Raw genomic sequence first — 22762 nt, forward strand, 5'->3', positions numbered from 1 at the left:
GGCCCGCGCGTCAGACCACCCGGGTCGCGCCTGCGAACGGCATCTCGTCGATCGGGGCCACGCGGACCGGGGCCGAGGGGTTGGGCGCGTGGATCATCTGGCCGTTGCCGACGTAGAGACCGACGTGGCTGATGCCGGAGTAGAAGAACACCAGGTCTCCGGGGAGCAGTTCGGAGCGTGAGACGCGGCGGCCGGCGTCGATCTGGGCGTAGGTGGTGCGGGGCAGGGAGACCCCGGCGGAGCGGTACGCGGCCTGGATCAGGCCCGAGCAGTCGAAGGCGTCGGGGCCGGTGGCACCCCAGACGTAGGGGCTGCCGAGCTTCTGGTAGGCGTACGAGACGGCGGCCGCGGCACGGGAGTTGGGTGCCGTCGCCGCGGCGGCCCCGGGCGCCTGGAGGCGGTCGCGGCCGGGCGTCGAGGCGCGCGAGGCGCGGTCGGTGCCGTCGCCCTGCGCGAGCCGGGCCCGCTCCTCGGCCGTCAGCCGGGACAGCAGCCGCCGTGCCTCGTCCAGCTTGCCGGTGACGGTCTTCTTGTGCCGGTTCAGTTCGGCCTGCCGTGACTGGAGCGAGGCCAGTTCGACGCGTGCGGCGCCGCGCAGCTGCTCGATCTCCCGCAGCTGCCGGCGTACGCGTGCGACGGCGGCCGCCTGCCGGTCGCCGACGCGTTCGGCGAAGGCGGCGCCGTCGAGGTACTGGTCGGGGTCCTCGGAGAGGGCGAGCCGCAGGGCGGGGTCGAGCCCGCCCTCCCGGTACTGGGCGGCGGCGTACGAGCCCAGCGCGTCCCGGACGGAGTTGAGCCGGTCCTCCTTGCGGGCCGCCTCGTCCTGCAGCGCGTCCAGCCGTTTCTGTGACGCTCTGGCTTGCTCCTTCGCGCCGTTGTACTTCTCGGTGGCGACCTCCGCCTCCTGGTACAGCTGGTCCACCTTGGCCCTGACCTGCCCCGGCGTCAGCTGGGGCTCGGCGTGGCCGGTCCCGTCGAGGCCCGTGGCGGTCGCCGCGCCCGCGAGGGCGATCGTCGCCGCCGTGCGGGCCTTGGTGCCGTGGGCCGAGCGTTGTCGGGGCTTGCGGTGCGCTGCCACGTGGACTGCACGTCCTTTCCTGCGACTCGGGGACCGCCGTGTCCGTACGGCCACCGGGTGGACGTACGGCCGCCCGGGGCGGCTTACGCGTCCGGTGGCGCCCCGCACAGGGGATGCGGGGCGCCGCCGGACCTTCTCGGCGGTGGTGCCCGGCTGCCGCCCCTGGCCAGAGGCGGCGGTGGGGAGCCGGTCACCTGGTGGAGGACGCTAAACCCAGGCGCGTCGGCGCGGTGACGCCTTGTGCGGAAGTGACGACAGGGGACCGGTGCGTGACCGTATGTGATCGTGATCCTGGTTCGGGGACATCGTCTTCACGCAGTGCGATGACCGATGCGGCGATTCCGGACCGGCCGTGAGGGCCGGAGTGCTATGGCGCGCATATATGCAGTCACCGTGCGTTCCGTGGCGGCCCGGTGTCGGGTGGCCCGGAACCCCCTGATTAGGCTCCGGCCCCATGGACGTACTCATCCACCTCTTCGTCGGCCTGCACATCATTGGCATCGCCTCCCTGCTCGGTGGTTTCCTCACCCAGATGAAGGCGATGGGCCAGGGCACCGCACGATTCGTCCCGGCGATGCTGCACGGCGCGCTGACCATGCTGGTCACCGGCGTGATCCTGGTCGGCCTCAACCAGGCCGACGACCAGCCCGTCAACAACATCAAGATCGGCGTGAAGCTGGCCCTGCTGATCGTGATCCTCGGCCTCGTCTATGTGAAACGGGACGACGAGAAGGTGGACAAGGGCATGTTCGGGCTGGTGGGCCTGCTGACCACGGCGAACATCTTCATCGCCGTGCTCTGGACCTGACGTCCCGCCGCACGCGCGCGTACCACGGAAACCGCCGCACGCGCGCGTGCCCTTCGGTCGCCCGCAGGCGACCGCGTGTCAGGCCGGGCGGACGACGCTGTGGATGGAGGACTCGCCGTCGTAGTAGACCGATTCCTCACGGACGTACGCGCCCGGCTTCGGGGCGTGGATCATCATGCCGTTGCCGATGTAGAGACCGACGTGGGTGACGTCGTCGTAGAAGAAGATCAGGTCACCCGGCCGGGCGGCGGCGATGGAGACCGTCGTACCGGCGTTGACCTGGTCGTAGGTGGTGCGGGGCAGGCTGACGCCGGCGGCCTTCCACGCGGCCTGGGTGAGGCCGGAGCAGTCGTAGGAGTCGGGGCCGGTGGCGCCCCAGACGTACGGCTTGCCGATCTGCGCGCGGGCGAAGGCCAGCGCCTTCTCGGCCTTGGTGGCGTACGAGGAGTCCGCCACGGAGGTGCCGGAGCCGGACTCGCTGCCGGTGCCGGCTGAGGAACCGCCGCCGGCCGACTCCTGCTCCTGCTGCGCCGCCTCCTGGCGTTGCTGCTCCTCCGCCTGCTGCCGGGCGAGTTCGGCGGCCTTGCGCTCGGCCTCCTCCTGCTTCTTCTTCTCGATCGCCGCGAGGCGGGCCTTCTCCTCGGCGGTCAGCTGCGACAGCAGCTCACGCGCGTCGGCGAGCTTCTTCTGGACGGCGGCCTTGGCCGTCTGCAGGTCGCTCTGCGACTCGGTGAGTACCGCCAGGCTCTCGGTGGCCTCCTGGCGCTTCTTCATCGTCGCCGACTGCTCGGTGAAGTACTCGTCGACCGCGTCCTTCTGGCGGCTGGTCAGCCGACCCATCAGCTGGGTCTGGTCCAAGTAGTCCTGCGGGGAGTCGGCGAGCAGGAAGGTGGCGGTGTCGGGGAGGGACGCGCCGGTGCGGTACTGGGCGGCGGCGTACGTCCCCAGCTCCTCACGCGCCTCGTTGAGCTTCTGCGTGCGCTGGGCCACGTCGTCCAGGAGGGTGTCGACGCGCTTGCGCTGCTTCGCGGTCTTCTCCTTGGCCGCGTTGTACTTCTGGGTCGCCGACTCCGCCTGGCGGTAGAGGTCGTCGACCTTCTTCTCGACCTCTTCGAGACTGGGCTTGTCGTCGGCCGAGGGCGCGGCGTCGGCGGTCTGGGAGAGCAGGGCCACGGAGGTCAGGGCAGCGGTGGCAAGAGCGGGGGTCCGTATGCCTGCTACGCGCGCGCCCGTGGGGCGCGACTTGCGGTGCGACGCCAAAGGAGGCGACTCCTTCCATGTGCCGCCTACCGGGTTAGCTGTCGGGTTCGGGCGGGTGGTTCGGAAGGGTTGCCCTACGGTCCGTTCCCGGGAAGGGATTCGGGCCGATTCACCCCAAGTTCGGTTGGGTCCCCGGCTCCGGCTGCCTCAGGCGCACCGGACTCGGCGGAGGCCGCGCGGCCCGGCGTCGTTCGCCGGTGGAGGTCGTGCGGCCTGACCGGCACGGTAGCCAACTCGTGTAGCCCCTGTGAAGGTTGGTGGGTGATATGCCCGATACATTTTCGTGACCTTTAGTCAGCCATTACGGCCCGCGTGAGATCGTGTTCGGACGGTGAGCGCTGGTCGGTGCGGGGGTCCGGGCGATGCGGGGAGGGTGTGATCGTCGGCTTTCCTGGCCGGGATTCCCGGGGCGGCCGCGGGTTGTCAGTGGGGCGCCCTAGACTCGGAGAGCGATGAGCAGCCTCTTTGACGACAGCTTCCTGGCGGACCTCCAGGCCCCGCGGGCCCACGAGGAGCCTCCGCCGCCGCCCGACGACGATCACGCTCCGGAGCCGATCCCGGACGATCTGTTCGGCGGGAAGTTCGACGTGCCCCCGGACCGGGACGCCTACTACCGCGACGGCGCCGCGCGCCCCGCCGTGGACTCGGCCGCGCTCCTGGAGGGGCTGAACGACAACCAGCGCGCCGCCGTCGTCCACTCCGGCTCGCCCCTGCTCATCGTGGCCGGTGCCGGTTCCGGCAAGACGCGGGTGCTCACCCACCGCATCGCGTACCTGCTGGCCGAGCGGGGTGTGCACCCGGGCCAGATCCTCGCGATCACCTTCACCAACAAGGCCGCGGGCGAGATGAAGGAGCGCGTGGAGCAGCTCGTCGGCCCGCGCGCGAACGCGATGTGGGTGATGACCTTCCACAGCGCCTGCGTGCGCATCCTGCGCCGGGAGTCCAAGAAGCTCGGCTTCACCTCGTCCTTCTCGATCTACGACGCCGCCGACAGCAAGCGCCTGATGGCCCTGGTCTGCCGCGACCTGGACCTCGACCCCAAGCGCTACCCGCCCAAGTCCTTCAGCGCCAAGATCAGCAACCTCAAGAACGAGCTGATCGACGAGGAGGACTTCGCCGCCCAGGCCGCCGACGGCTTCGAGAAGACCCTCGCCCAGGCGTACGCGCTGTACCAGTCACGCCTGCGCGAGGCGAACGCCCTCGACTTCGACGACCTGATCATGACGACGGTCAACCTGCTCCGCGCCTTCCCGGACGTCGCCGAGCACTACCGCCGCCGCTTCCGGCACGTCCTGGTCGATGAGTACCAGGACACCAACCACGCCCAGTACGCCCTCGTCCGCGAGCTCGTCGGCACCGGCGAGCGTGCCGCTGAGGACGTCGACGTACCGCCCGGCGAGGACGACCTCCAGCCCGCCGAGCTGTGTGTGGTGGGTGACGCCGACCAGTCGATCTACGCCTTCCGCGGCGCGACCATCCGCAACATCCTCCAGTTCGAGGAGGACTACCCGGACGCGACGACGATCCTGCTGGAGCAGAACTACCGCTCCACGCAGACGATCCTCTCCGCGGCCAACGCGGTCATCGAGCGCAACGAGTCCCGCCGCCCCAAGAACCTGTGGACCAACGCGGGCGCGGGCGCGCGCATCACCGGCTATGTCGCCGACACCGAGCACGACGAGGCCCAGTTCGTCGCCGACGAGATAGACCGCCTCACGGACGCGGGCGAGGCGAAGGCCGGGGACGTCGCCGTCTTCTACCGGACGAACGCCCAGTCCCGTGTCTTCGAGGAGGTCTTCATCCGCGTCGGCCTGCCCTACAAGGTCGTCGGCGGCGTCCGCTTCTACGAGCGCAAGGAGGTCCGGGACGTCCTGGCCTACCTGCGGGTGCTGGCCAACCCGGAGGACTCGGTCCCGCTGCGCCGGATCCTCAACGTGCCCAAGCGGGGCATCGGCGACCGCGCCGAGGCGATGATCGACGCCCTCGCCCAGCGCGAGAAGATCAGCTTCCCGCAGGCGCTCAAGCGGGTCGACGAGGCGTACGGCATGGCCGCGCGGTCGACGAACGCCGTGAAGCGGTTCAACACGCTGATGGAGGACCTCCGTACGATCGTCGAGTCCGGCGTGGGCCCGGCGACGATCCTGGAGGCCGTGCTCGAACGTACTGGCTACCTCGCCGAGTTGCAGTCCTCCACCGACCCGCAGGACGAGACCCGGATCGAGAACCTCCAGGAACTCGCCGCGGTCGCCCTGGAGTTCGAGCAGGAGCGCGGCGAAGGTGAGGCGGGCACGCTGGCCGACTTCCTGGAGCAGGTCGCCCTGGTCGCCGACTCCGACCAGATCCCGGACGAGGAGGAGGGCGACGGCGTCATCACACTGATGACCCTGCACACCGCCAAGGGCCTGGAGTTCCCGGTCGTCTTCCTCACCGGCATGGAGGACGGCGTCTTCCCGCACATGCGCGCCCTCGGTCAGACCAAGGAGCTGGAGGAGGAGCGGCGCCTGGCGTACGTCGGCATCACGCGCGCGCGGGAGCGGTTGTACCTCACGCGGTCGGTGATGCGCAGCGCCTGGGGCCAGCCGCAGTACAACCCCCCGTCCCGCTTCCTGGAGGAGATCCCCGCGGCGCACGTGGACTGGAAGCGGACGGGCGCCTCCGCGGCCCCCGCCGGCCCGGTCTCGGGCGTGGCGGCCTCCCTGTCCTCGTCCCGCTCGCGCTCCTCGGCGTCGGGCGCGTCCGGGTTCGCCACGCGGCGGACGGCCGAGCAGCCGGTGGCCGCGCTGGCGGTGGGGGACCGGGTGACGCACGACCAGTTCGGGCTCGGCACCGTCGTGGCGGTGAAGGGCACGGGCGCGAACGCCGAGGCGACGATCGACTTCGGGGACGCGAAGCCGAAGCGGCTGCTGCTGCGGTACGCGCCGGTGGAGAAGCTGTAGCCGTACGGGACCGGGGCTGGGGGTCTCGCGCAGAGGCCCCGCTCACCCTGGCGCTTGTTTACGTCGGGTCGAGTCCGTGGCTGCGCAGCCAGGCCAGCGGGTCGACCGCCGCGCCGCCGCCCGGGCGCACCTCGAAGTGGAGGTGCGGGCCGGTCGAGTTGCCCGAGTTGCCGGAGAACGCGATCGGGTCGCCGGCCTTGACGGTCGTACCGGAGGCGACCTGGTAGCTGGAGAGGTGGCAGTACCACGTCTCGGTGCCGTCCATCGCCGTCACGATCATCATGTTGCCGTACGCGCTGTTCCACTCCGTACGGACCGTGCCGTCCGTCGCGGCCACCACCGTCGTGCCGTACGAGACGGGGAAGTCGATGCCGGTGTGCACGGACATCCAGTTGATGCCGGCCTGGCCGTAGTAGGCGCTGAGCCCGTGCTGCGCGACCGGAAGCGCGAACTTCGGGCGCAGCCGCTCCTTGCGGGCCGCCTCCTCCGCCGCCCTCTTCTTCTCCGCCGCCTGCTGTGCCTTGAGGTCGATGCGCTCCTGCGTACGGCTGACCCGGTCGCCGAAGTCCTGGGCTTCCGCGGTGAGGCTTTCGAGCTGAGTGTTCAGCTGCTGGTTGGCGGCGGATGGTTTCACCGCCTGCGCGTCCGCGGCCATTGTCGAGGTGTCCTGGTCGTCTCCGGAGAGGGTGCCGACGGAGGCGGCGGCGATACCCGCCACGCCCATCACACAGGCCGAGGGCACGGCGACGGTCAGCAGCGCGGAGCGTTTGGCGGGCGTACGGCGACGGGAGCGGGCGGCGTTGCGCGCGGCCGCGCGGCCGGTCGGGGCGGGGGCGACCTCCTCCTGGTCGTCGAGGAGGGGGGCCGCGGCGGGCGTCTCGCCGGTGGTGTCCGGCTGGCCGTCGCCGTGGGTGGTCTCGCCGAGGTCGACCTGCTCGAAGGTGGCCGTCGCCTGCTGGTCGAAGGGCTCGGCGTGCTGGGTGAATTCGTAGGCCTCGGTGTGTTGTTCGTACTCGTCAGGGGTCTGGCCGGTGCTCTGGCCGCCGTCGGAGTTCCACTGCGTGGCGTCGTACGCGCCCGTGTCGAAGGCCTGCGTGCCCCATTCCCACTGCTGGGTCTGGTCGGCCGGGCCGCCCTGCTCGGGCTGGAGCCATGCGTTCGCGTCCCACTGGCCGCTGGCGTCCACCGCGCCGGCCTGCTGCGGGATGAGCGGGACCTGCTGGTGGTCGGCGGTCCAGGTGGTCGTGTCGTAGGCGCCGGTGTCGTAGGCGGTGTGGTGCTGGGCCGCGTACGGGTCGTAGTCGACGGTCTGATGGCTGCCGGTGGACCACTGGGAGGCGTCGTACGCGCCGGTGCCGTGGCCGCTGCCCGCGAGGTCGCCGAAGAGGGGATCGGTCTCGAAGGTCGTGGTGGCGGTCGGAGCGGCCGTCGTGGCGTGGCTGCCGGTGTCAAATCCGTTGGCGGGACAGTCGGCGTATGTGGTGAAGTCGCCGTACTGGGCTTCCTGGGTGCCGTACGACGCGTAATGCGCCGAGGCGGCTTCGGAAGCCGGAGCCGGGGTGGTCATGGTCCCCGACGGGTGACGGTCGTTCACCAACTTCTCTTTCGCCTCGACAACAGGGGCTGGCAGAGCAGTGCGGCGACTGTACCCGGCGGTACGCGGGCACGACAATCTTCTGCAGGTTTCGCGCGCACAGGAAACGGGCATTCGGCCGTGTTTCGGCGGACTGCGGGCGCGGGTTTGGGTTTGTGTTCGAAGGCTGTTCGGGTGTCGACGGCTGTTTCGAGGCGATGATGTCGCTGTGTAGCCCCGGTGCGGACGGGTGACCAAGGAATGACCGGCCGGGGCGGGTGGGTGACGCGTGGGTAACTCGGCGGTGACCTGCGGGGACTGGTCAGGCCACGGTGAGGCTGCCGTTGGGCGTGGCGGGCTGGGCACCCTCCGTGCTGCTGTGGTAGGCGCCTTCGAGGCCCTGGCGTATGCCGGAGGCGACAGCGGGGTGCACGGGGAGGGCCAGGTGGCCGATGCCGCTCACCCGGATGTTCTGCGCCAGCAGGTCGGGGTGCTCCAGGCAGGCCGTCTCCAGTGGGTCCATCAGGTGGTCCAGGTCGCTCCAGAAGCTCACGAACCGCGTACGGCAGCCGGGCGCGGGCAGCGCGAGCTCCTTGATGACGGCGGAGCCGGGGCGCATCTGGCGCACTATGGGGTGCGCGTTCGCCAGCGGCGCGACCCGTGTGCCGGCGTGGGGTGTGCCGAGCGTGACGAGCGTCCTGACGCGGGTGTCACCGGCGAGTCGCTGCACGTAGTAGCGGGCGATCAGCCCGCCGAGGCTGTGGCCCACGATGTCGACCTGGTCGCTGTCCGTGCGCTCGCAGATCTCCTCGATGTGCCGGCCGAGCAGCTTGGCGGCTGTACGGATGTCGCAGGTCAGCGGGGAGTAGTTCAGCGAGACGACCTGGTGCCTGCCGTGCTGGGCAAGGGAGCGGCGCAGGAGCAGGAAGACCGAGCGGTTGTCGATGAAGCCGTGCAGCAGGACGACCGGGGGCTTGGCCTCCGTGGGGAGCCGGGCGGCGCCCTCCTCGGCGGGGCTCCGGGGAGCCGGCGTACGGCGCTCCTGGATGATGCCGGAGGGGTAGAGGATCAGGTGCCCGGCCAGGATCGCGATCTCCAGGGCGGTGGCTTTCAGGAGGGCCAGTGAGAGTCCCGCGAGGCTGCTCGGGATCGGGAGCAGGTGCCGGTAGAGCGGTTGAAAGGGCAGTAGCGCCCTGGTGACCTGCGTGACCTTCATGGCCGACCTCCCGTCGGCACACGGTGGACGGCTCTGTCCCGTGTGCGCCCGTGGGAGTCGCGGTGGAGGGTTTACGGGGCGCGAAGGGTGGGGTGTGGCGCGCGGGGGGTGTCTGGTGGTGCGGTGTGTGCTTGGTACCGGGTGGTGCTGTGTCGTGCTGTCTGGGCCTGTCTGGTGCTGAGTGGCGCCGGGTGGTGCAGGTTGTGGTGCTGGTCGCGCGATGTGGTCTGCGCCGCCTGTCTGCTGTTGTGCCTGCTGTTCGGGGTTGCGCTGGTGTGCGAGGCCTCATGTGTGCTGTGAGGCTGCTGTGGTGTCGGTGACGGACTGTGTTCCCCGCGCTATTGCCGTTGGTGCCCTTCGTGCCTGCGTCGAATGTGCCTCACCGCCCGCGACGCGGCCTGCGGCGCGGGACGTGGGGCGGCCTCGTTGCGGCTCCCGTTGCGCGGGTTCCGTGGAACTCCGCGCGTTCGAATGTGTCCCACTATGTGATTTCCCCCTCGGTCCGCACCGTAAAACTGCCGGTTGCGGGCCGCTGGCGATAACGTTCGTTCACTTCCTCGGAGGGAGCGCGGCCCGGCGAGCGTGCGGTGGCCGTGGGCGCGGGTGGCGCGCCGCGCGTACGGGCATGAGGGATCTGTGCGGTACTTGTCGGTACGGATGGATGTATTCGCTTCATGGAGGCAGTGATGGGTGTGGCAGCCGGTCCGATCCGCGTGGTGGTGGCCAAGCCGGGGCTCGACGGCCACGATCGCGGGGCCAAGGTGATCGCACGTGCGCTGCGGGATGCCGGTATGGAGGTCATCTACACGGGGCTCCACCAGACGCCCGAGCAGATCGTCGACACCGCGATTCAGGAGGACGCCGACGCCATCGGGCTGTCGATCCTGTCCGGGGCGCACAACACGCTCTTCGCCGCCGTGATCGACCTCCTCAAGGAGCGCGACGCGGAGGACATCCTGGTCTTCGGCGGCGGCATCATTCCCGAGGGGGACATCGCTCCGCTGAAGGAGAAGGGTGTCGCCGAGATCTTCACGCCCGGGGCGACGACCGCGTCGATCGTGGAGTGGGTGCGGGCGAACGTGCGGCAGCCGGCGGAGGCGTGAGCCCTGCGATTGCGCGGTGGGGCGGGCGTGCCTTCGGCGCGGCGCTGCGTTTCAGGTGAACAGGTAAAGCCCAGGTGCGTGCTCCGCGGCCGTCGTGGCGGCCGGTGAGGTCGGGAGCTGTGCCTGTTCCTGCGGCGGGGCAGGTGAGGCCCGGGGCGGTGGCCGCTCCCGCGATGCGGTCGGCGAGGCCTGGTGCCCGGTTCCGGTCCGGGTTCCGGTTCCGGTTCCGGTTCCGGTTCCGTCAAGGGTTCAGCTCCTCGGCCATCGCCGCTCGTAGGCGCAGGGTCGTGACCAGGCGCTGGAAGGCCTCCGCCCAGTAGCCGCCTGCTCCTGGTGATGCGTCCTCCGGTTCCTCGGGTATCGCCAGGAGGCCGTCGAGGCGGTTGGCCTCGGACGGGTGGAGACAGCGTTCGGCCAGGCCCATCACTCCACTGAAGCTCCATGGATAACTCCCTGCGTCCCGCGCGATGTTGAGCGCGTCGACCACCGCCCGTCCGAGGGGCGCCGACCACGGCACCGCACAGACCCCCAGCAACTGGAACGCCTCGGACAGACCGTGCGTGGCGATGAACCCCGCAACCCACTCGGCTCGCTCGTCGGCGCCGAGGGTTTCCAGCAGCTTGGCCCGCTCGGCCAGCGACACCGCGCCGGGGCCGCCCGCCTCCGGGGCAGTGGGCGTGCCCAGCAGGGCGCGGGCCCAGTCGGCGTTCCGCTGTCTGACCGCCGCTCGGCACCAGGCCGCGTGCAGTTCGGCCTGCCAGTCGTCGGCCACCGGGAGTGCCACGATCTCCGGGGGCGTACGACCGCCCAGCCGAGCCTGCCAGGTCGTGAGGGGCGCCGCCTCCACCAACTGGCCCAACCACCAGGAGCGCTCGCCGCGCCCGGCCGGGGCCTTGGCGACCACGCCGTCCCGCTCCATGCTCGCGTCGCATTCGTGCGGTGCCTCAACGTTGATCGTCGGGGTGTCCCTGGTGTGGTCCACGGCCACACACGCCCCGGCCCGGACCGCCATCCGTGCGGCCAGTGCCGAACCGGGCAGTGCCGAGAGCAACTCGGCCGCGGTGGCCCGCACGTTGCGGCTCCGGTCGGCCAGGGCCTGCTCCAGGAACGGCTCGTCCTCGGCGGTGAGGTTCCTACGGAGGGAGTCGAGGAACATCAGGCGGTCCTCGGCTCGTTCCGTCGCCCAGGTCGAGGCGAGCAGTTCCCGTGCGGTGGTGGGTGTCTGGGCGCGGAGTGCGGCCAGGAGGGACACGCGTTCGGAGAACAGGCCCTCCTCCCAGAGCTGTTGGACCTTCTCCGTGTCTTCGAGGTGCGGCAGCGTCGTGCCTCCGCCCGGGGTCGCGCGCAGGGCGAAGCGCCATTCCGGGTTGAGGCGGGCCAGCCACAGAGCGCGCGGACCGGCGAAGGCCAGCGTGGCGGGCCGGAGGTCCGTACGGCCCCGGGCCGCGTCCAGGAGGGCGGGCAGCGCCTCCGGGGGTGCCGCGTAGTGGTGGGCGTTGGCCAGCGCGAGCCACTGCGGGAGCAGCTCCATGAGGTCCGGTGCCGTGCCTCTGCGGCCGCCGCCGGATGCGCCGGGGCGGTCGGCCAGCAGCAGGGCGAGTCTGCGCGCCGCGGCGGCCGGGAGGGGCGGACGCGGGTCGTCCGGGGCGGGGTCCGGGCGGGGCGCCGGGCGTGCGGGGCGCAGGCCGGCCCGGCGCCGTACGGTCTCCGTGGCCGCGGCGTCCAGCAGGGCCATGGGTGCTTCCCGGCCCGCAGCGGAGAGCGAGGGCGGCGGCGTGCGCCGGTCCGTGCCGAGCAGGGCGCTGGTGACCAGGTCCTCCCAGGTGGTGGTGCCCGCGTGACCGTGGCCGGTGGAGGCGCCCGGTGCGGGCGGCTCCACAGGAGTTGCGGTCCTGTTCACGAGAGTCCTTTCGGTGTCACGAGAGTCCGTTTGGTTTCGAGCGAGAGTGCCTTCGGTTTCGGGTGAAAGTTCCTTCGGTTTCGAGAGAGTCGCCTCGGTTTCCAGAGAGTCCCTTCGGTTGTGAGAGGGTCCCGTCTTCACGAGACTCCCCTCGGCGCGCTGTTCCGGCCGTCCGGGACGTACGGCGGTGAAGGGCGGGTTCAGCACAGCGATATCGCCACGTCCGCTCCCTGCGACCAGGCCGTCAACGGGGTGAAGCCCTGGTGGCCGCACTCGCCGAAGACCTTGACGGGGGCGCCGCCCGAGAGGGCGACGAGCCGCCAGAGGCCCGGGCGGGAGCGGGCGGCCGGGGTGAGGGGCAGCGCCGCCTCCTCGTCGGCGTCGGCCAGCTGCCAGGAGTCGCCGTCCGGGGTCGGTATGACCCGGTCCAGGGTCACTGGGACGGAGTCGAGCCACGGGTCGGCGCGGAGCGCCTCGCCGTAGTGGACGGCGGCTTGGGTCGCCGTCATGCCCGGAGGCCGGATCGGCGCCGGTGCGGGCGGCGCGAACTGCTCGCCGAGGGCCGCGCGCGACTGGCCCGCGCCCGGGTAGGCGGACACCTCCGCCTCCAGGGTCAGGCCGACCGGCAGCGCGAGCTCCGGAGCCCGGCCGGCCGCGCCGTAGGAAAGGAGAAGCGCGGTCCGGCCGGAGTCGGCGCCGTACAGCCAGATCCGGCGTGTCGTCAGCCGGGCGTCCGCCGTGTCGTACTGGGCGAGGACCAGCCAGCGGTCGCGCACCGGCGGGCCGTCCGCCGAGGCGGGCAGACCGATACGGGAACGGACCGTCGCCGCCAGGCTCTCCGGCAGCCGGTCGCGGCGCAGCCAGCCCTGGTCGAGGAGGTGGAGCAGCGCGCACTCCTCCAACAGTCGCACGGGCCAGCCCGGACCGGATGCCGGGATAGCCCCCAACTCCCTTACGCGCGCGGCCAGCCCGGGCGCCTGGGCGTCGACCATGCGGGCCGCTGTCTCCTCCCACAGCCCGTACCCCGTCTGCTCGGCGGCGGCCAGGCCGCCGCGCAGGAGGTCCGCCAGGCGCTGCTCCAGCTCGGTCGCACCCGCCGTGACCCGCTCAGCACGGCGCTCCGCACGGCGCCGCGCCGCCTCCGGATCAGCGGCGGCGGCCGGCGAACCCGTCGCGCCCGGCGTTCGTTTCTCCGCGGCGCGCTGCCGTCTGTCCGCTGTCCACTGCTCGGCCCAGTCCGGCGCCCGACCCGGCGGCACCGCCCCGTCGCCGCCCGACCAGAGCAACAGCAGCCCGAGCGCGTGCTTGCACGGGAACTTGCGGCTCGGACAACTGCACTTGTACGCGGGGCCGGATGCGTCCGCGACGTCGATGACCGTCTGATACGGCTTGCTGCCGCTGCCCTTGCACAGTCCCCATACCGTCCCCTCGTCGGAACTCCCCGTCTCGGACCACGGCCCGGCCGCTCCGAGTTTGCTTCCCGCCTTGCGTGACGCGGCGTCAGGTGCCAGTGCCAGCACCTGGTCCGCAGTCCAGCGCACCCCCTGCTGAGTCATGCCATCGAAGGTAGATCCCACCACTGACAATCGGCCCGGCGGGCGCGTTTTCGCAGGTCAGGACGCATTGTCAGTGGCGTGGTGCAACGTGGATGCCAGATCCGAACCGGCCGAGCTGGAGGGGGACTCAGCCATGCCTGTGTCCGTGGAACCGACGTTCGTCGACGAGACCGACCACACGTCCGTGCAGGAAGAATCCGACAACGCGTCCGCGCAGGAAGAAGCGGAGGTGCTGCGGCCGCACGCCGAGGACGCCTTCGCGGATGAACTCGCGGCGCTGGCCGCGCAGGACGACCGGCCGCGCCCGGTTCGCTGGAAGCTGTCGCCGTGGGCCGTAGCCACGTACCTGCTCGGCGGGACGCTGCCCGACGGCACGGTGATCACACCCAAATACGTGGGACCGCGCCGCATCATCGAGGTCGCCGTCACCACGCTGGCCACCGACCGCGCCCTGCTCCTGCTCGGCGTGCCCGGCACCGCCAAGACATGGGTGTCCGAGCACCTGGCCGCGGCGGTCAGCGGGGACTCGACGCTGCTCGTGCAGGGCACCGCCGGCACACCGGAGGAAGCGATCCGATACGGCTGGAACTACGCGCAGCTGCTCGCCCACGGCCCCAGCCGGAACGCACTCGTGCCCAGCCCCGTCATGCGGGCCATGGCCGAGGGCATGACGGCGCGCATCGAGGAACTGACCCGGATCCCGGCCGATGTCCAGGACACGCTCATCACGATCCTGTCGGAGAAGACGCTGCCCATACCGGAGTTGGGTCAGGAGGTGCAGGCCGTCCGCAGCTTCAACCTGATCGCCACGGCCAACGACCGCGACCGCGGGGTCAACGACCTGTCCAGCGCCCTGCGCCGCCGCTTCAACACGGTGGTGCTGCCGCTCCCGGACAGCGTCGAGGCCGAGGTCGACATCGTCTCGCGCCGCGTCGACCAGATCGGCCGCTCGCTCGACCTGCCGACCGTGCCCGACGGCGTCGACGAGATCCGGCGAGTGGTGACCGTGTTCCGTGAGCTGCGGGACGGGATCACGGCCGACGGCCGTACGAAGGTCAAGTCGCCCAGCGGCACGCTGTCCACCGCCGAGGCGATCTCCGTCGTCACCAACGGCCTTGCACTGGCCGCCCACTTCGGCGACGGCGTGCTGCGGCCGAGCGATGTCGCCGCGGGCATTCTCGGGGCGGTCGTCCGGGATCCGGCGGCGGACCGGGTCGTCTGGCAGGAGTACCTGGAGGCGGTCGTACGGGAGCGGGACGGCTGGAAGGACTTCTACCGGGCCTGCCGAGAGGTGAGCGCATGAGCGTCAACGGGTGGGGCGCGGCGGTCGTGGCGTGCTTCGGCGCGATGGATGACGACGACTTGGGATGGCCTCGGAGGCGAGGGGGACGGTGTGACGGGCGTTGAGGGCGCCGGGAGCAGCGGAGGGATCGGCGCGGAGCCGCTGCTGCTCGGCGTACGGCATCACGGGCCGGGGTCGGCCCGGGCCGTGCGGGCGGCGTTGGACGTGGCCCGGCCGCGGGTGGTGTTGATCGAGGGGCCGCCGGAAGCCGACGCGCTGATTCCGCTGGCCGCCGACGAGGACATGCGGCCGCCGGTCGCCCTGCTCGCCCATGCCGTGGACGAGCCCGGGCGTTCGGCGTTCTGGCCGCTGGCCGAGTTCTCGCCGGAGTGGGTGGCCATTCGGTGGGCCCTGGAGCAGGGGGTTCCGGCCCGCTTCATCGACCTGCCGGCCACGCACACGCTGGTGTGGGGGAGCGGGGCGGAGGGGGCGTCGGCTGGGGACGGCGGGGGTGGTGGGGGCGGTGCGGCTGGGCCCCACGCCGACGTCGGCAGCGATGTCCCGGTTGACGCGGACACTGGCACCGATGTCCCCGTTGACGCTGGAATCGACGCCAACGCCAACGCCAACGCAGACGCCGACGCCGACACCGCCCCCAACACCGGCGTTGATGGCGGCCCCGACCCCGACCCCGACGTCGATGCCGACGCTGCCCCCCAGTCCGATGTGCGAGTCGATCCGCTGGGCGTGCTCGCCGAGGCCGCTGGTTATGACGACGCCGAGCGCTGGTGGGAGGACGTCGTCGAGCACAGGGGGCTCGGTAAGGGGGACGCGTTCGCTCCGTTCGCCGTGGTCGAGGAGGCGATGGGTGCGCTGCGGGAGGTGTACGGGAGCGGGGGACATGACCGGGACCTCGTGCGGGAGGCCTATATGCGGCTTCAGGTGCGGGCTGCCCAGCGGGAGTTCGGGAACGGTGTGGCCGTGGTGTGCGGGGCGTGGCATGTGCCCGCGCTGCGGCAGAAGGTGACCGTCGCGGCGGACCGGGCGCTGGTGAAGGGGCTGCCCAAGGTCAAGGTTGACATGACGTGGGTGCCGTGGACGCATCGCAGGCTGGCGCGGGCGAGCGGATACGGGGCGGGGATCGACTCGCCGGGGTGGTACGGGCATCTGTTCTCGGCGCCGGACCGGCCGGTCGAGCGGTGGATGACCAAGGTGGCGGGGCTGCTGCGGGCCGAGGACCGGGCCGTCTCCTCGGCGCACGTCATCGAGGCGGTGCGGCTGGCCGAGACGCTCGCCGCGATGCGCGGGCGTCCGCTGGCCGGACTCGGTGAGACGACCGACGCCGTGCGGGCGGTGATGGGTGAGGGGTCGGACGTGCCGCTGGCGCTGGTGCACGACCGGCTGGTCGTGGGGGACGTGCTGGGGGAGGTGCCGGAAGCGGCGCCGGCGGTGCCGTTGCAGCGGGACCTCGCCCGGCTGCAGCGGCGGCTGCGGCTGAAGCCGGAGGCGCTGGAGCGGGAGCTGGAGCTCGATCTGCGCAAGGAGACCGATGCCGGGCGCAGCAGGTTGCTGCATCGGCTGCGGTTGCTGGGCGTGGCGTGGGGCGAGCCGGTGGTGTCGCGGGGCAGTACGGGGACGTTCCGGGAGACCTGGCGGCTGCGTTGGGAGCCGGAGCTGTCGGTGCGGGTCGCCGAGGCGGGCGTGTGGGGGACGACCGTGCTCGCCGCCGCGACCGCCAAGGCGGAGGCCGATGCCACGGCGGCGCAGGGCCTCGCCGAGGTCACCGCGCTCGCCGAGCGCTGCCTGCTGGCCGAACTGCCGGACGCCCTCCCGGCGGTGATGCGGATCCTCGCCGACCGGGCGGCCCTTGACACCGACGTCGGCCACCTCGCCCAGGCGCTGCCCGCCCTGGTCCGTTCGCTGCGCTACGGCGACGTGCGCGGCACGGACACCGGCGCCCTGGCGGAAGTCGCCGCGGGCCTGGCCGAGCGGATCTTCGTCGGGTTGCCGCCCGCCTGCGCCGCGCTCGACACGGATGCGGCCGAGGAGATGCGGCGTCATGTGGACGCGGTGAACACGGCGGTGGGGCTGCTCGGCGAGGTTCCGGCCGCGGGACACGGTGATTTGCGGGGCCGGTGGCACGCGGTGCTGCGGGTGCTCTCCGCGCGGGACACCGTGCCCGGCGTGATCCGCGGGCGTGCGGTGCGGCTGCTGCTGGACGACGGGGGGTTGGCGCAGGACGAGGCGGCGCGGTTGATGGGGCTGGTGCTCTCGCCGGGGACGCCGCCGGGGGACGCGGCGGCGTGGATCGAGGGGTTCGTCGGCGGTGGCGGCGGGATGCTGCTGGTGCACGACGAGCGGCTGCTGGGGCTGGTCGACGGTTGGCTGACCGGGGTGCCGGCGGAGGCGTTCGCGGACGTACTGCCGCTGCTGCGGCGCACCTTCTCGGCGTACGAGCCGGGGGTGCGCAGAACGCTGGGGGAGCTGGTGCGGCGGGGGCCCGGGCAGCGGGGGAGCGCGGCGGCCGTGGGCTCGGGGACACCGGGCTTCGGGGCGGGGCTCGACGTCGAGCGTGCCGATGCCGTGCTGCCGGTGGTGCGGTTGCTGTTGGGCCTGGACGGGGCGGGAGACGAGGAGAGTGCCGAGCTGGCGGGGGTGGCGTGATGAGGAGATCTGTGGGGCTCGTGGGGAGGAGGACGTATGACTGCGGAAGCCACGGGCGGGGCTGAGCTGGACGACGCCGGGCGGGAGCGGTTGCGGCGGTGGCGGCTGGTGCTGGGGGGTGACGCGGCGGACGGCACCGGGTGTGCGCTCGGTGGGCGGGATGCCGCGATGGACGGGGCGCTGGCCGCGCTCTACGGGAAGGGGGACAAGCCGCTGACGGGGAGGGAGCGTTCGGCGGGGCTGGGGGCGTCGGCGCCGACCGTGGCGCGCTGGCTCGGCGACATCCGGACGTACTTCCCGTCGTCCGTCGTGCAGGTCATGCAGCGGGACGCCATCGACCGGCTGGGACTGTCCGCGCTGTTGCTGGAGCCGGAGATGCTGGAGGCGGTGGAAGCCGACGTGCATCTCGTCGGCACGCTGCTGTCGCTGAACAAGGCGATGCCGGAGACGACGAAGGAGACGGCACGGGCCGTCGTGCGCAAGGTCGTCGAGGACCTGGAGAAGCGGCTCGCGACCCGTACCCGGGCCACCCTCAGCGGGGCGCTCGACCGTAGCGCGCGCATCAACCGGCCGCGCCACCACGACATCGACTGGAACCGCACGATCGCGGCCAACCTCAAGCACTACCTGCCGGAGTACCGAACGGTCGTACCGGAGCGGCTGATCGGTTACGGGCGGGCGTCCCAGTCAGTGAAGAAGGAGGTCATCCTCTGTATCGACCAGTCGGGATCCATGGCGGCGTCGGTGGTGTACGCGTCGGTGTTCGGGGCGGTGCTGGCGTCCATGCGGACGATCAACACGCGACTCGTGGTGTTCGACACGGCGGTCGTCGATCTCACCGACCAGCTTGACGACCCGGTCGACGTGCTCTTCGGTACGCAGCTCGGCGGCGGTACGGACATCAACCGGGCGCTGGCGTACTGCCAGTCGCAGATCACCCGTCCCATGGAGACCGTGGTCGTGCTGATCAGCGATCTGTATGAAGGGGGGATACGGAACGAGATGCTCAAGCGGGTGGCGGCGATGAAGGGGTCGGGGGTGCAGTTCGTGACACTGCTCGCGCTGTCGGACGAGGGGGCGCCCGCCTACGACCGGGAGCACGCGGCAGCGCTGGCGGCGCTCGGGGCGCCGGCCTTCGCCTGTACGCCGGACCTGTTCCCGGAGGTGATGGCGGCGGCCATCGAGAAGCGTCCGCTGCCGATACCGGACACCGCGTGACGACCAGGGGAGGAACGGATGAGTCCTGTTCGAAAGGGGATATGACTACCCATCGGTAACGCGGGGCTTGCGCGACCTCGGGAGTCACGTGCAAGGATCGACGCCTCATGGGCGGGGCGGTGCGCTCCGCTTGCCCGTACCGCGTAGTCGTCGATCCGTGACTTGTTCCGCCGCATGGGAGGAACCTCCCCCTCTTGATCTGGTCAGCCGTACTGTCCGGCGCCGCCGCGCGTGTGTCGCGCGGGGCGGCGGGGCGGCGTGCGCTGCAGCTGGTCCTGCTGATGGGTGGGTTGTTTGTGCTGGGCGTGCTGTGCGGGGAGCGGGCGAACGCGGCTGAAGCCCCGGAACCGGGGGCTTTGGCGCGGGTGGCTGCGCCGGTGGCTGAGATGCCGGGTGAGCGCACGGGCGGCGAGGGTCGTTTCGACGGCTCCCCGGGCGGTGTGGTCGACTCGGGTGGGGCGGCCGAACCGGCCGTTGGGCGGCCCGTCGTTGAGGATGTCGGGCGGTCCACCGGTGCGAGGTTCGTGCCGCCGGTCGGGGGTGTCGTGGAGACGGGGACCGGTCGGTCGGTGGAGGCGGAGGTGGAGGCGGAGGGCGGCCGGGGGTCGGCGATGCCCGGTTTGCCTTCGCGGCCGGAGACGCCTTCGCTGCCCGGGGGCGCTCCTGGCTTGCCTGAGCTGTCTGACCGGCCTGCTCTGCCTGACCGGCCGGGTTCGCCTGTTCGTCCCGATCTGCCCGACCTGGCTGATCTGCCGGGCCTTTCGGAGCGGCCCGGGGGACTGTCTGAGGTGCCCGGGCTGCCCGATCTGCCTGGGTTTCCCGGGCTTCCTGGCGCCCCCGCGTTCCCTGACGCACCCGCATCCCCCGCATTCCCTGAGGCACCGGCATCCCCCGCATTCCCTGACGCACCCGCATTCCCCGCCTTCCCTGGCGCACCCGCGTTCCCTGGCGCCCCCGCGTTTCCTGAAGCACCGGCGTTCCCCGAGTTCCCCGCAGTGCCGGGGGTTCCTGAGCTTCCCGGGGTTTCCGAGCTTCCGGGGCTGACCTTGCCCCTGCCCGGCGCGGTGGTGCCGCTGCCGGGTGGGGGCGGGGAATCGGCTTCTCATGACGCTGGTTCGGAGGCGCGGGGCCGTGCGGCCGCGGGGGCGGCTCGTGTTCATGGCCCGGGGCTTGGCATGCCGGTCGGTGGCGTGGGTGCCGCGGTGGACCGAGACGAGGTTCGGCAGCGTGGTGGCGTCGGTGAGGAGTACGCGCCCGGGCATCAGGCGCCGACCGGTCGTGGCGATGGGGCGCTCGGCAGTCGGTCGGCGGCGGACAGTGGTTCGTCGCGGCATGGTGACGCGCACGCGGTGACGGTGAGTCAGCGGGCGCCGTTGTGGCTGATGCACGGCGCGGCCGCATGCGTCGAGGTGGACGGGACGCGGGACCGGCACCGGGACATCCCCGTTTTCCCCGGCTAGGGCAGGCCTTTCCCCCGCCTTAGACCTGTCGCGCGGGGGCGGAACAGGTCTGCCCGACCGTCCGGACCTTTCCTGGTCGACGGACGGAAGCCGCCGGCGTCGTATCCGAAGCGCTCATTGGTCCCGAGTCCCGGGATCGCGGTTCGGAGACCGTGCCGGAAGGTCCCCAAGTCCCTTGGTGGGAGCCCCGGCCCGAGGTCGCCGTTTTTCTCGGTGATCCGGCTGGGTGGGCTCGTGCCTCGGACGTCCGGTTTCCCGGACGTCCATTCCCGAAGGATCAGACGCACGCAATGAACAAGAACATCCGTCGTTCCATCGTCATAGCCGCTGGGGTCACCGGCGCGTGGGCGCTCGGTTCCGCTGCCGCGAGCGCCGATGAACTGCCCGCTTCCTCCCTCTCCGTGTCGGATACGACCGTGGATGCCGAGGGTTCGCTCGGCGAGGTCACCGGTGCGGTTGACGGGGTTGTCTCCGAGGTGACGGAGACGGTTTCCGGGGTTGCCGACCGGGCAACGAACAGCGCCGGGAGGGCCACCGGAAAGACCCAGAACAGCACCGAAAGCAGCACCGAGAACACCGTCGGGAAGACCACCACGAAGACCGGGAAGGCGGTCGGGGTGGCGGCGTCGGCCGGGGGTGGTGCCGCGGAGCAGGCGCGTCGGTATGTCGATGCCGACGTGACGGTCCCGAAGGCGGCGCAGGTCCGGGGCGCGCAGGCCATTCAGGGGGCGCAGGCCGCTCGGGCGGCTGCGCGGGCCGAGGCCGGGGCCGCGGCCGAGGCTGCGGTGCCCGACGCCGGTGCGGGCGCCTCGCAGGACGTGGTCGACTACCTGTTCGGTCCGCTCTCCGCGTTCGCGCCCGAGCTCGAGCAGGCGCTGGCCGGGGTGCAGACGCGGCTGCAGGGAGCGCAGACGGCGGTTCGGGCGCAGGCGCAGCGGGCCGAGGGGGTCGTACGGACGAAGGCGCAGTGCGCGGTCGCGGGTGCGGGGCGTACGGCGGCGGGTGTGGACGCCGTGACGCAGGCTGCGGTTGCCGGGGCCGATGGGCGGGCCGGGGGGCTGGTCGGCACCGCCCGGGGTGAGGTCGGTGTGGCGGCAGGGGGCGCTCAGGGGAGCGTCGCCGGGGTGCCGGGGCATGTGACGGGCGCCGTTGCCGGGGCGTCGGGGCATGTCACCGGCGCGGTCGCCGGGGTGCCGGGGACCGTCGCGTCGGTGGTCGCGGAGACGGGGGCCGCCGTGGTGCCGCCGGCGGTCGGGTCTGCCGTGGGCGGGGCGGGGCCGGTCGCCGAGGGGGCCGTGGCCGGGGCGGTGCCCGTCGCCGGTGAGGCGGTGGCCGGGGTGACGCCGGTCGCGGGCGGCGCTGTGTGGGGTGTGGCGCCCGTCGGCACAGGGGTTGTGGCAGGAGTGACGCCGGTTGCGGAGGGTGCCGTGCACGGGGTTGCGCCCGTGGTCACCGACGCGGTGTACGGCGTGACGCCGGTCGTCGGCGGGGCCGTGGCCGGTCTCGCGCCGATCGCCGGGCATGCGGTGGGCGCCGCGGCCGCGCTGGCGTACGGGGTGGTCGCCGATGCGCAGCCCGTCGTCGGCGGGGTCGTGCAGGGCGTGCAGCCGGTCGCCGGTGCGGCGGTGGCGGACGTGCAGGCTGTCGTGGGCGGTGCGGTGGCCGGGGTGGGGCCGGTTGCCGGTGAGGCCGTGACGGATGTGCGGGGCGTGGCCGGAGGCACGGTGGGTGAGGTGCGGACGGTGGCCGAGGGCGCTGCCGCGGACGTACCTCCGTATGCGCAGGGTGTCGTCGCCGACGTGCCCCCGTACGCCGCCGGGCTCGCCGGCGAGGTCACCCAGGGCGGCTCGGACGCCGTACTGCCGCCGGTCGCGAACACCGCCGTGCGGGGCGTCGTGCCCGTCGCCGGGCAGGCCGTCGCGGACGCGGGCGGGCTGGCGTACGGCGTCGCCGGGGACGTCGAGGGCTTCGCGGGCGGGGTCGCCGGGGGCGTACCGCCGCTGGCGTACGGCGTGGCGGGGCAGGCCGGTGGGTTTGCCGAGGGTGTGACGGGCGAGGTGCCGGGGTTCGTGTACGGCGTCACCGGTGCGGTCCAGCCGCTCGTGGACACCGTCACCGAGACCGTGCGGCCGGTCGCCGAGGGCGTGGGCGGCAGCGCGACGACGCTGGCGTACGGCGTGACGGGCGAGGTCGCTCCCTTCGCGGGCGGCGTGGTCGGCGAGGCCACCCCGTACGCGCACGGTGTCGCGGGCGGTATCGCGCCCTTCGCGCAGGACCTGACCGGCACCGTCCAGTCCACCGGCGGCTTGCTGACCGGCCACGCCGTCACCGGCGCGCAGGACGTCGCCGAGTCGCTCACGCCGGGCTACGCCCAGGGCCACGTGCAGGACGTTCAGGGCATTCAGGGCATTCAGGACGTGCGTCAGGGTGGCACGTACCGCGTCTGACCCAGAGCCCGCCTGCGCGCGCTGCGCGCACCGGAACCCGCACGCCCCCCTCAGGGCGTGCTCCCGACCCCGCAGGCACCCGGCGCGGGCGGCCGAAAACCGTCGGCTCGTCCGGGCGGAACCCTGCGGACGGGGTCCGGCGGCCCCCATTGGGGTGGGGACCGCCGGACCGAAGCCCCGCGGGAAGGACCGACCGTTGGTCCCCCACCGGGGCAGTTGCCCAAGGGGCCTCACCGGGCCAACCCCAGCCCGGTGAGGCCC

Annotated in this window: 13 protein-coding genes and 1 riboswitch; of the genes, 7 read left to right on the forward strand and 6 right to left on the reverse strand. The window is 72.3% G+C overall.

What is annotated here, in order from left to right:
* Positions 1 to 10 precede the first annotated feature (10 nt).
* Positions 11 to 1078 (reverse strand): C40 family peptidase, encoded by a 1068-nt coding sequence (locus KWI83_RS16170; protein WP_218515046.1) that lies wholly within the window; start codon positions 1076 to 1078, stop codon positions 11 to 13.
* A gap of 454 nt (positions 1079 to 1532) precedes the next feature.
* On the opposite strand from KWI83_RS16170, the gene KWI83_RS16175 reads away from it, so the two are divergent.
* Positions 1533 to 1886 carry a hypothetical protein gene (locus KWI83_RS16175; protein WP_218515047.1) on the forward strand — a complete coding sequence of 118 codons (354 nt, stop codon included), beginning with the start codon at positions 1533 to 1535 and terminating at the stop codon, positions 1884 to 1886.
* A gap of 78 nt (positions 1887 to 1964) precedes the next feature.
* Here the strand turns inward: KWI83_RS16175 and KWI83_RS16180 are convergent, their stop codons facing one another.
* A complete protein-coding gene (locus KWI83_RS16180) occupies positions 1965 to 3146 on the reverse strand; it encodes a C40 family peptidase (RefSeq protein WP_218515048.1) in 1182 nt (393 codons plus the stop codon).
* A gap of 7 nt (positions 3147 to 3153) precedes the next feature.
* A riboswitch (cyclic di-AMP (ydaO/yuaA leader) is annotated at positions 3154 to 3324 on the reverse strand.
* Between the two features lie 274 nt (positions 3325 to 3598).
* Between KWI83_RS16180 and pcrA the strand changes: the two genes are divergently transcribed.
* Entirely contained in the window at positions 3599 to 6082 is a 2484-nt protein-coding gene (gene pcrA, locus KWI83_RS16185; protein WP_218515049.1) for a DNA helicase PcrA, read from the forward strand.
* 58 nt (positions 6083 to 6140) lie between these two features.
* Here pcrA and KWI83_RS16190 read toward each other — a convergent pair whose 3' ends face one another.
* Positions 6141 to 7790, reverse strand: a complete 1650-nt coding sequence (locus tag KWI83_RS16190; protein WP_218515050.1) for a M23 family metallopeptidase — start codon at positions 7788 to 7790, stop codon at positions 6141 to 6143.
* A 187-nt stretch (positions 7791 to 7977) separates the two neighbouring features.
* Entirely contained in the window at positions 7978 to 8871 is an 894-nt protein-coding gene (locus tag KWI83_RS16195; protein WP_218515051.1) for a triacylglycerol lipase, read from the reverse strand.
* A 686-nt stretch (positions 8872 to 9557) separates the two neighbouring features.
* Here KWI83_RS16195 and KWI83_RS16200 point away from each other — a divergent pair.
* The gene (locus tag KWI83_RS16200) at positions 9558 to 9974 is read left to right on the forward strand and encodes a cobalamin B12-binding domain-containing protein (RefSeq protein WP_196460198.1); all 417 of its coding nucleotides are present in this window, start codon (positions 9558 to 9560) and stop codon (positions 9972 to 9974) included.
* Positions 9975 to 10215: 241 nt separating this feature from the next.
* Here KWI83_RS16200 and KWI83_RS16205 read toward each other — a convergent pair whose 3' ends face one another.
* Positions 10216 to 11874: a DUF5691 domain-containing protein gene (locus tag KWI83_RS16205; RefSeq protein ID WP_374106306.1), complete on the reverse strand. Its 1659-nt coding sequence runs from the start codon at positions 11872 to 11874 to the stop codon at positions 10216 to 10218.
* Between the two features lie 200 nt (positions 11875 to 12074).
* The gene (locus KWI83_RS16210; protein WP_218515052.1) at positions 12075 to 13430 is read right to left on the reverse strand and encodes an SWIM zinc finger family protein; all 1356 of its coding nucleotides are present in this window, start codon (positions 13428 to 13430) and stop codon (positions 12075 to 12077) included.
* Between the two features lie 133 nt (positions 13431 to 13563).
* Between KWI83_RS16210 and KWI83_RS16215 the strand changes: the two genes are divergently transcribed.
* The 4 genes from KWI83_RS16215 to KWI83_RS16230 all read left to right on the forward strand — a co-directional run bounded on the left by KWI83_RS16215 (position 13564) and on the right by KWI83_RS16230 (position 22501).
* A complete protein-coding gene (locus KWI83_RS16215) occupies positions 13564 to 14733 on the forward strand; it encodes an AAA family ATPase (protein ID WP_218515053.1) in 1170 nt (389 codons plus the stop codon).
* A 48-nt stretch (positions 14734 to 14781) separates the two neighbouring features.
* Positions 14782 to 17376, forward strand: a complete 2595-nt coding sequence (locus tag KWI83_RS16220) for a DUF5682 family protein (protein WP_218515054.1) — start codon at positions 14782 to 14784, stop codon at positions 17374 to 17376.
* Positions 17377 to 17412: 36 nt separating this feature from the next.
* Positions 17413 to 18594, forward strand: a complete 1182-nt coding sequence (locus tag KWI83_RS16225; RefSeq protein ID WP_218515055.1) for a VWA domain-containing protein — start codon at positions 17413 to 17415, stop codon at positions 18592 to 18594.
* 1750 nt (positions 18595 to 20344) lie between these two features.
* Entirely contained in the window at positions 20345 to 22501 is a 2157-nt protein-coding gene (locus tag KWI83_RS16230; RefSeq protein ID WP_218515056.1) for a hypothetical protein, read from the forward strand.
* Positions 22502 to 22762: the final 261 nt, after the last annotated feature.

This window comes from Streptomyces sp. TRM70350 (assembly GCF_019219825.1).
GTDB lineage: Bacteria > Actinomycetota > Actinomycetes > Streptomycetales > Streptomycetaceae > Streptomyces.

What these genes read in the sequence shown, in the direction of transcription:
- KWI83_RS16225 (WP_218515055.1), top strand. Translation starts at nt 17,413, where the DNA reads ATGACTGCGGAAGCCACGGGCGGGGCTGAGCTGGACGACGCCGGGCGG.
- KWI83_RS16175 (WP_218515047.1), top strand. Translation starts at nt 1,533, where the DNA reads ATGGACGTACTCATCCACCTCTTCGTCGGCCTGCACATCATTGGCATC.
- KWI83_RS16200 (WP_196460198.1), top strand. Translation starts at nt 9,558, where the DNA reads ATGGGTGTGGCAGCCGGTCCGATCCGCGTGGTGGTGGCCAAGCCGGGG.
- KWI83_RS16215 (WP_218515053.1), top strand. Translation starts at nt 13,564, where the DNA reads ATGCCTGTGTCCGTGGAACCGACGTTCGTCGACGAGACCGACCACACG.
- KWI83_RS16230 (WP_218515056.1), top strand. Translation starts at nt 20,345, where the DNA reads ATGAACAAGAACATCCGTCGTTCCATCGTCATAGCCGCTGGGGTCACC.
- KWI83_RS16190 (WP_218515050.1), bottom strand. Translation starts at nt 7,790, where the DNA reads ATGCCCGTTTCCTGTGCGCGCGAAACCTGCAGAAGATTGTCGTGCCCG.
- KWI83_RS16195 (WP_218515051.1), bottom strand. Translation starts at nt 8,871, where the DNA reads ATGAAGGTCACGCAGGTCACCAGGGCGCTACTGCCCTTTCAACCGCTC.
- KWI83_RS16210 (WP_218515052.1), bottom strand. Translation starts at nt 13,430, where the DNA reads ATGACTCAGCAGGGGGTGCGCTGGACTGCGGACCAGGTGCTGGCACTG.
- KWI83_RS16220 (WP_218515054.1), top strand. Translation starts at nt 14,782, where the DNA reads ATGACGACGACTTGGGATGGCCTCGGAGGCGAGGGGGACGGTGTGACG.
- pcrA (WP_218515049.1), top strand. Translation starts at nt 3,599, where the DNA reads ATGAGCAGCCTCTTTGACGACAGCTTCCTGGCGGACCTCCAGGCCCCG.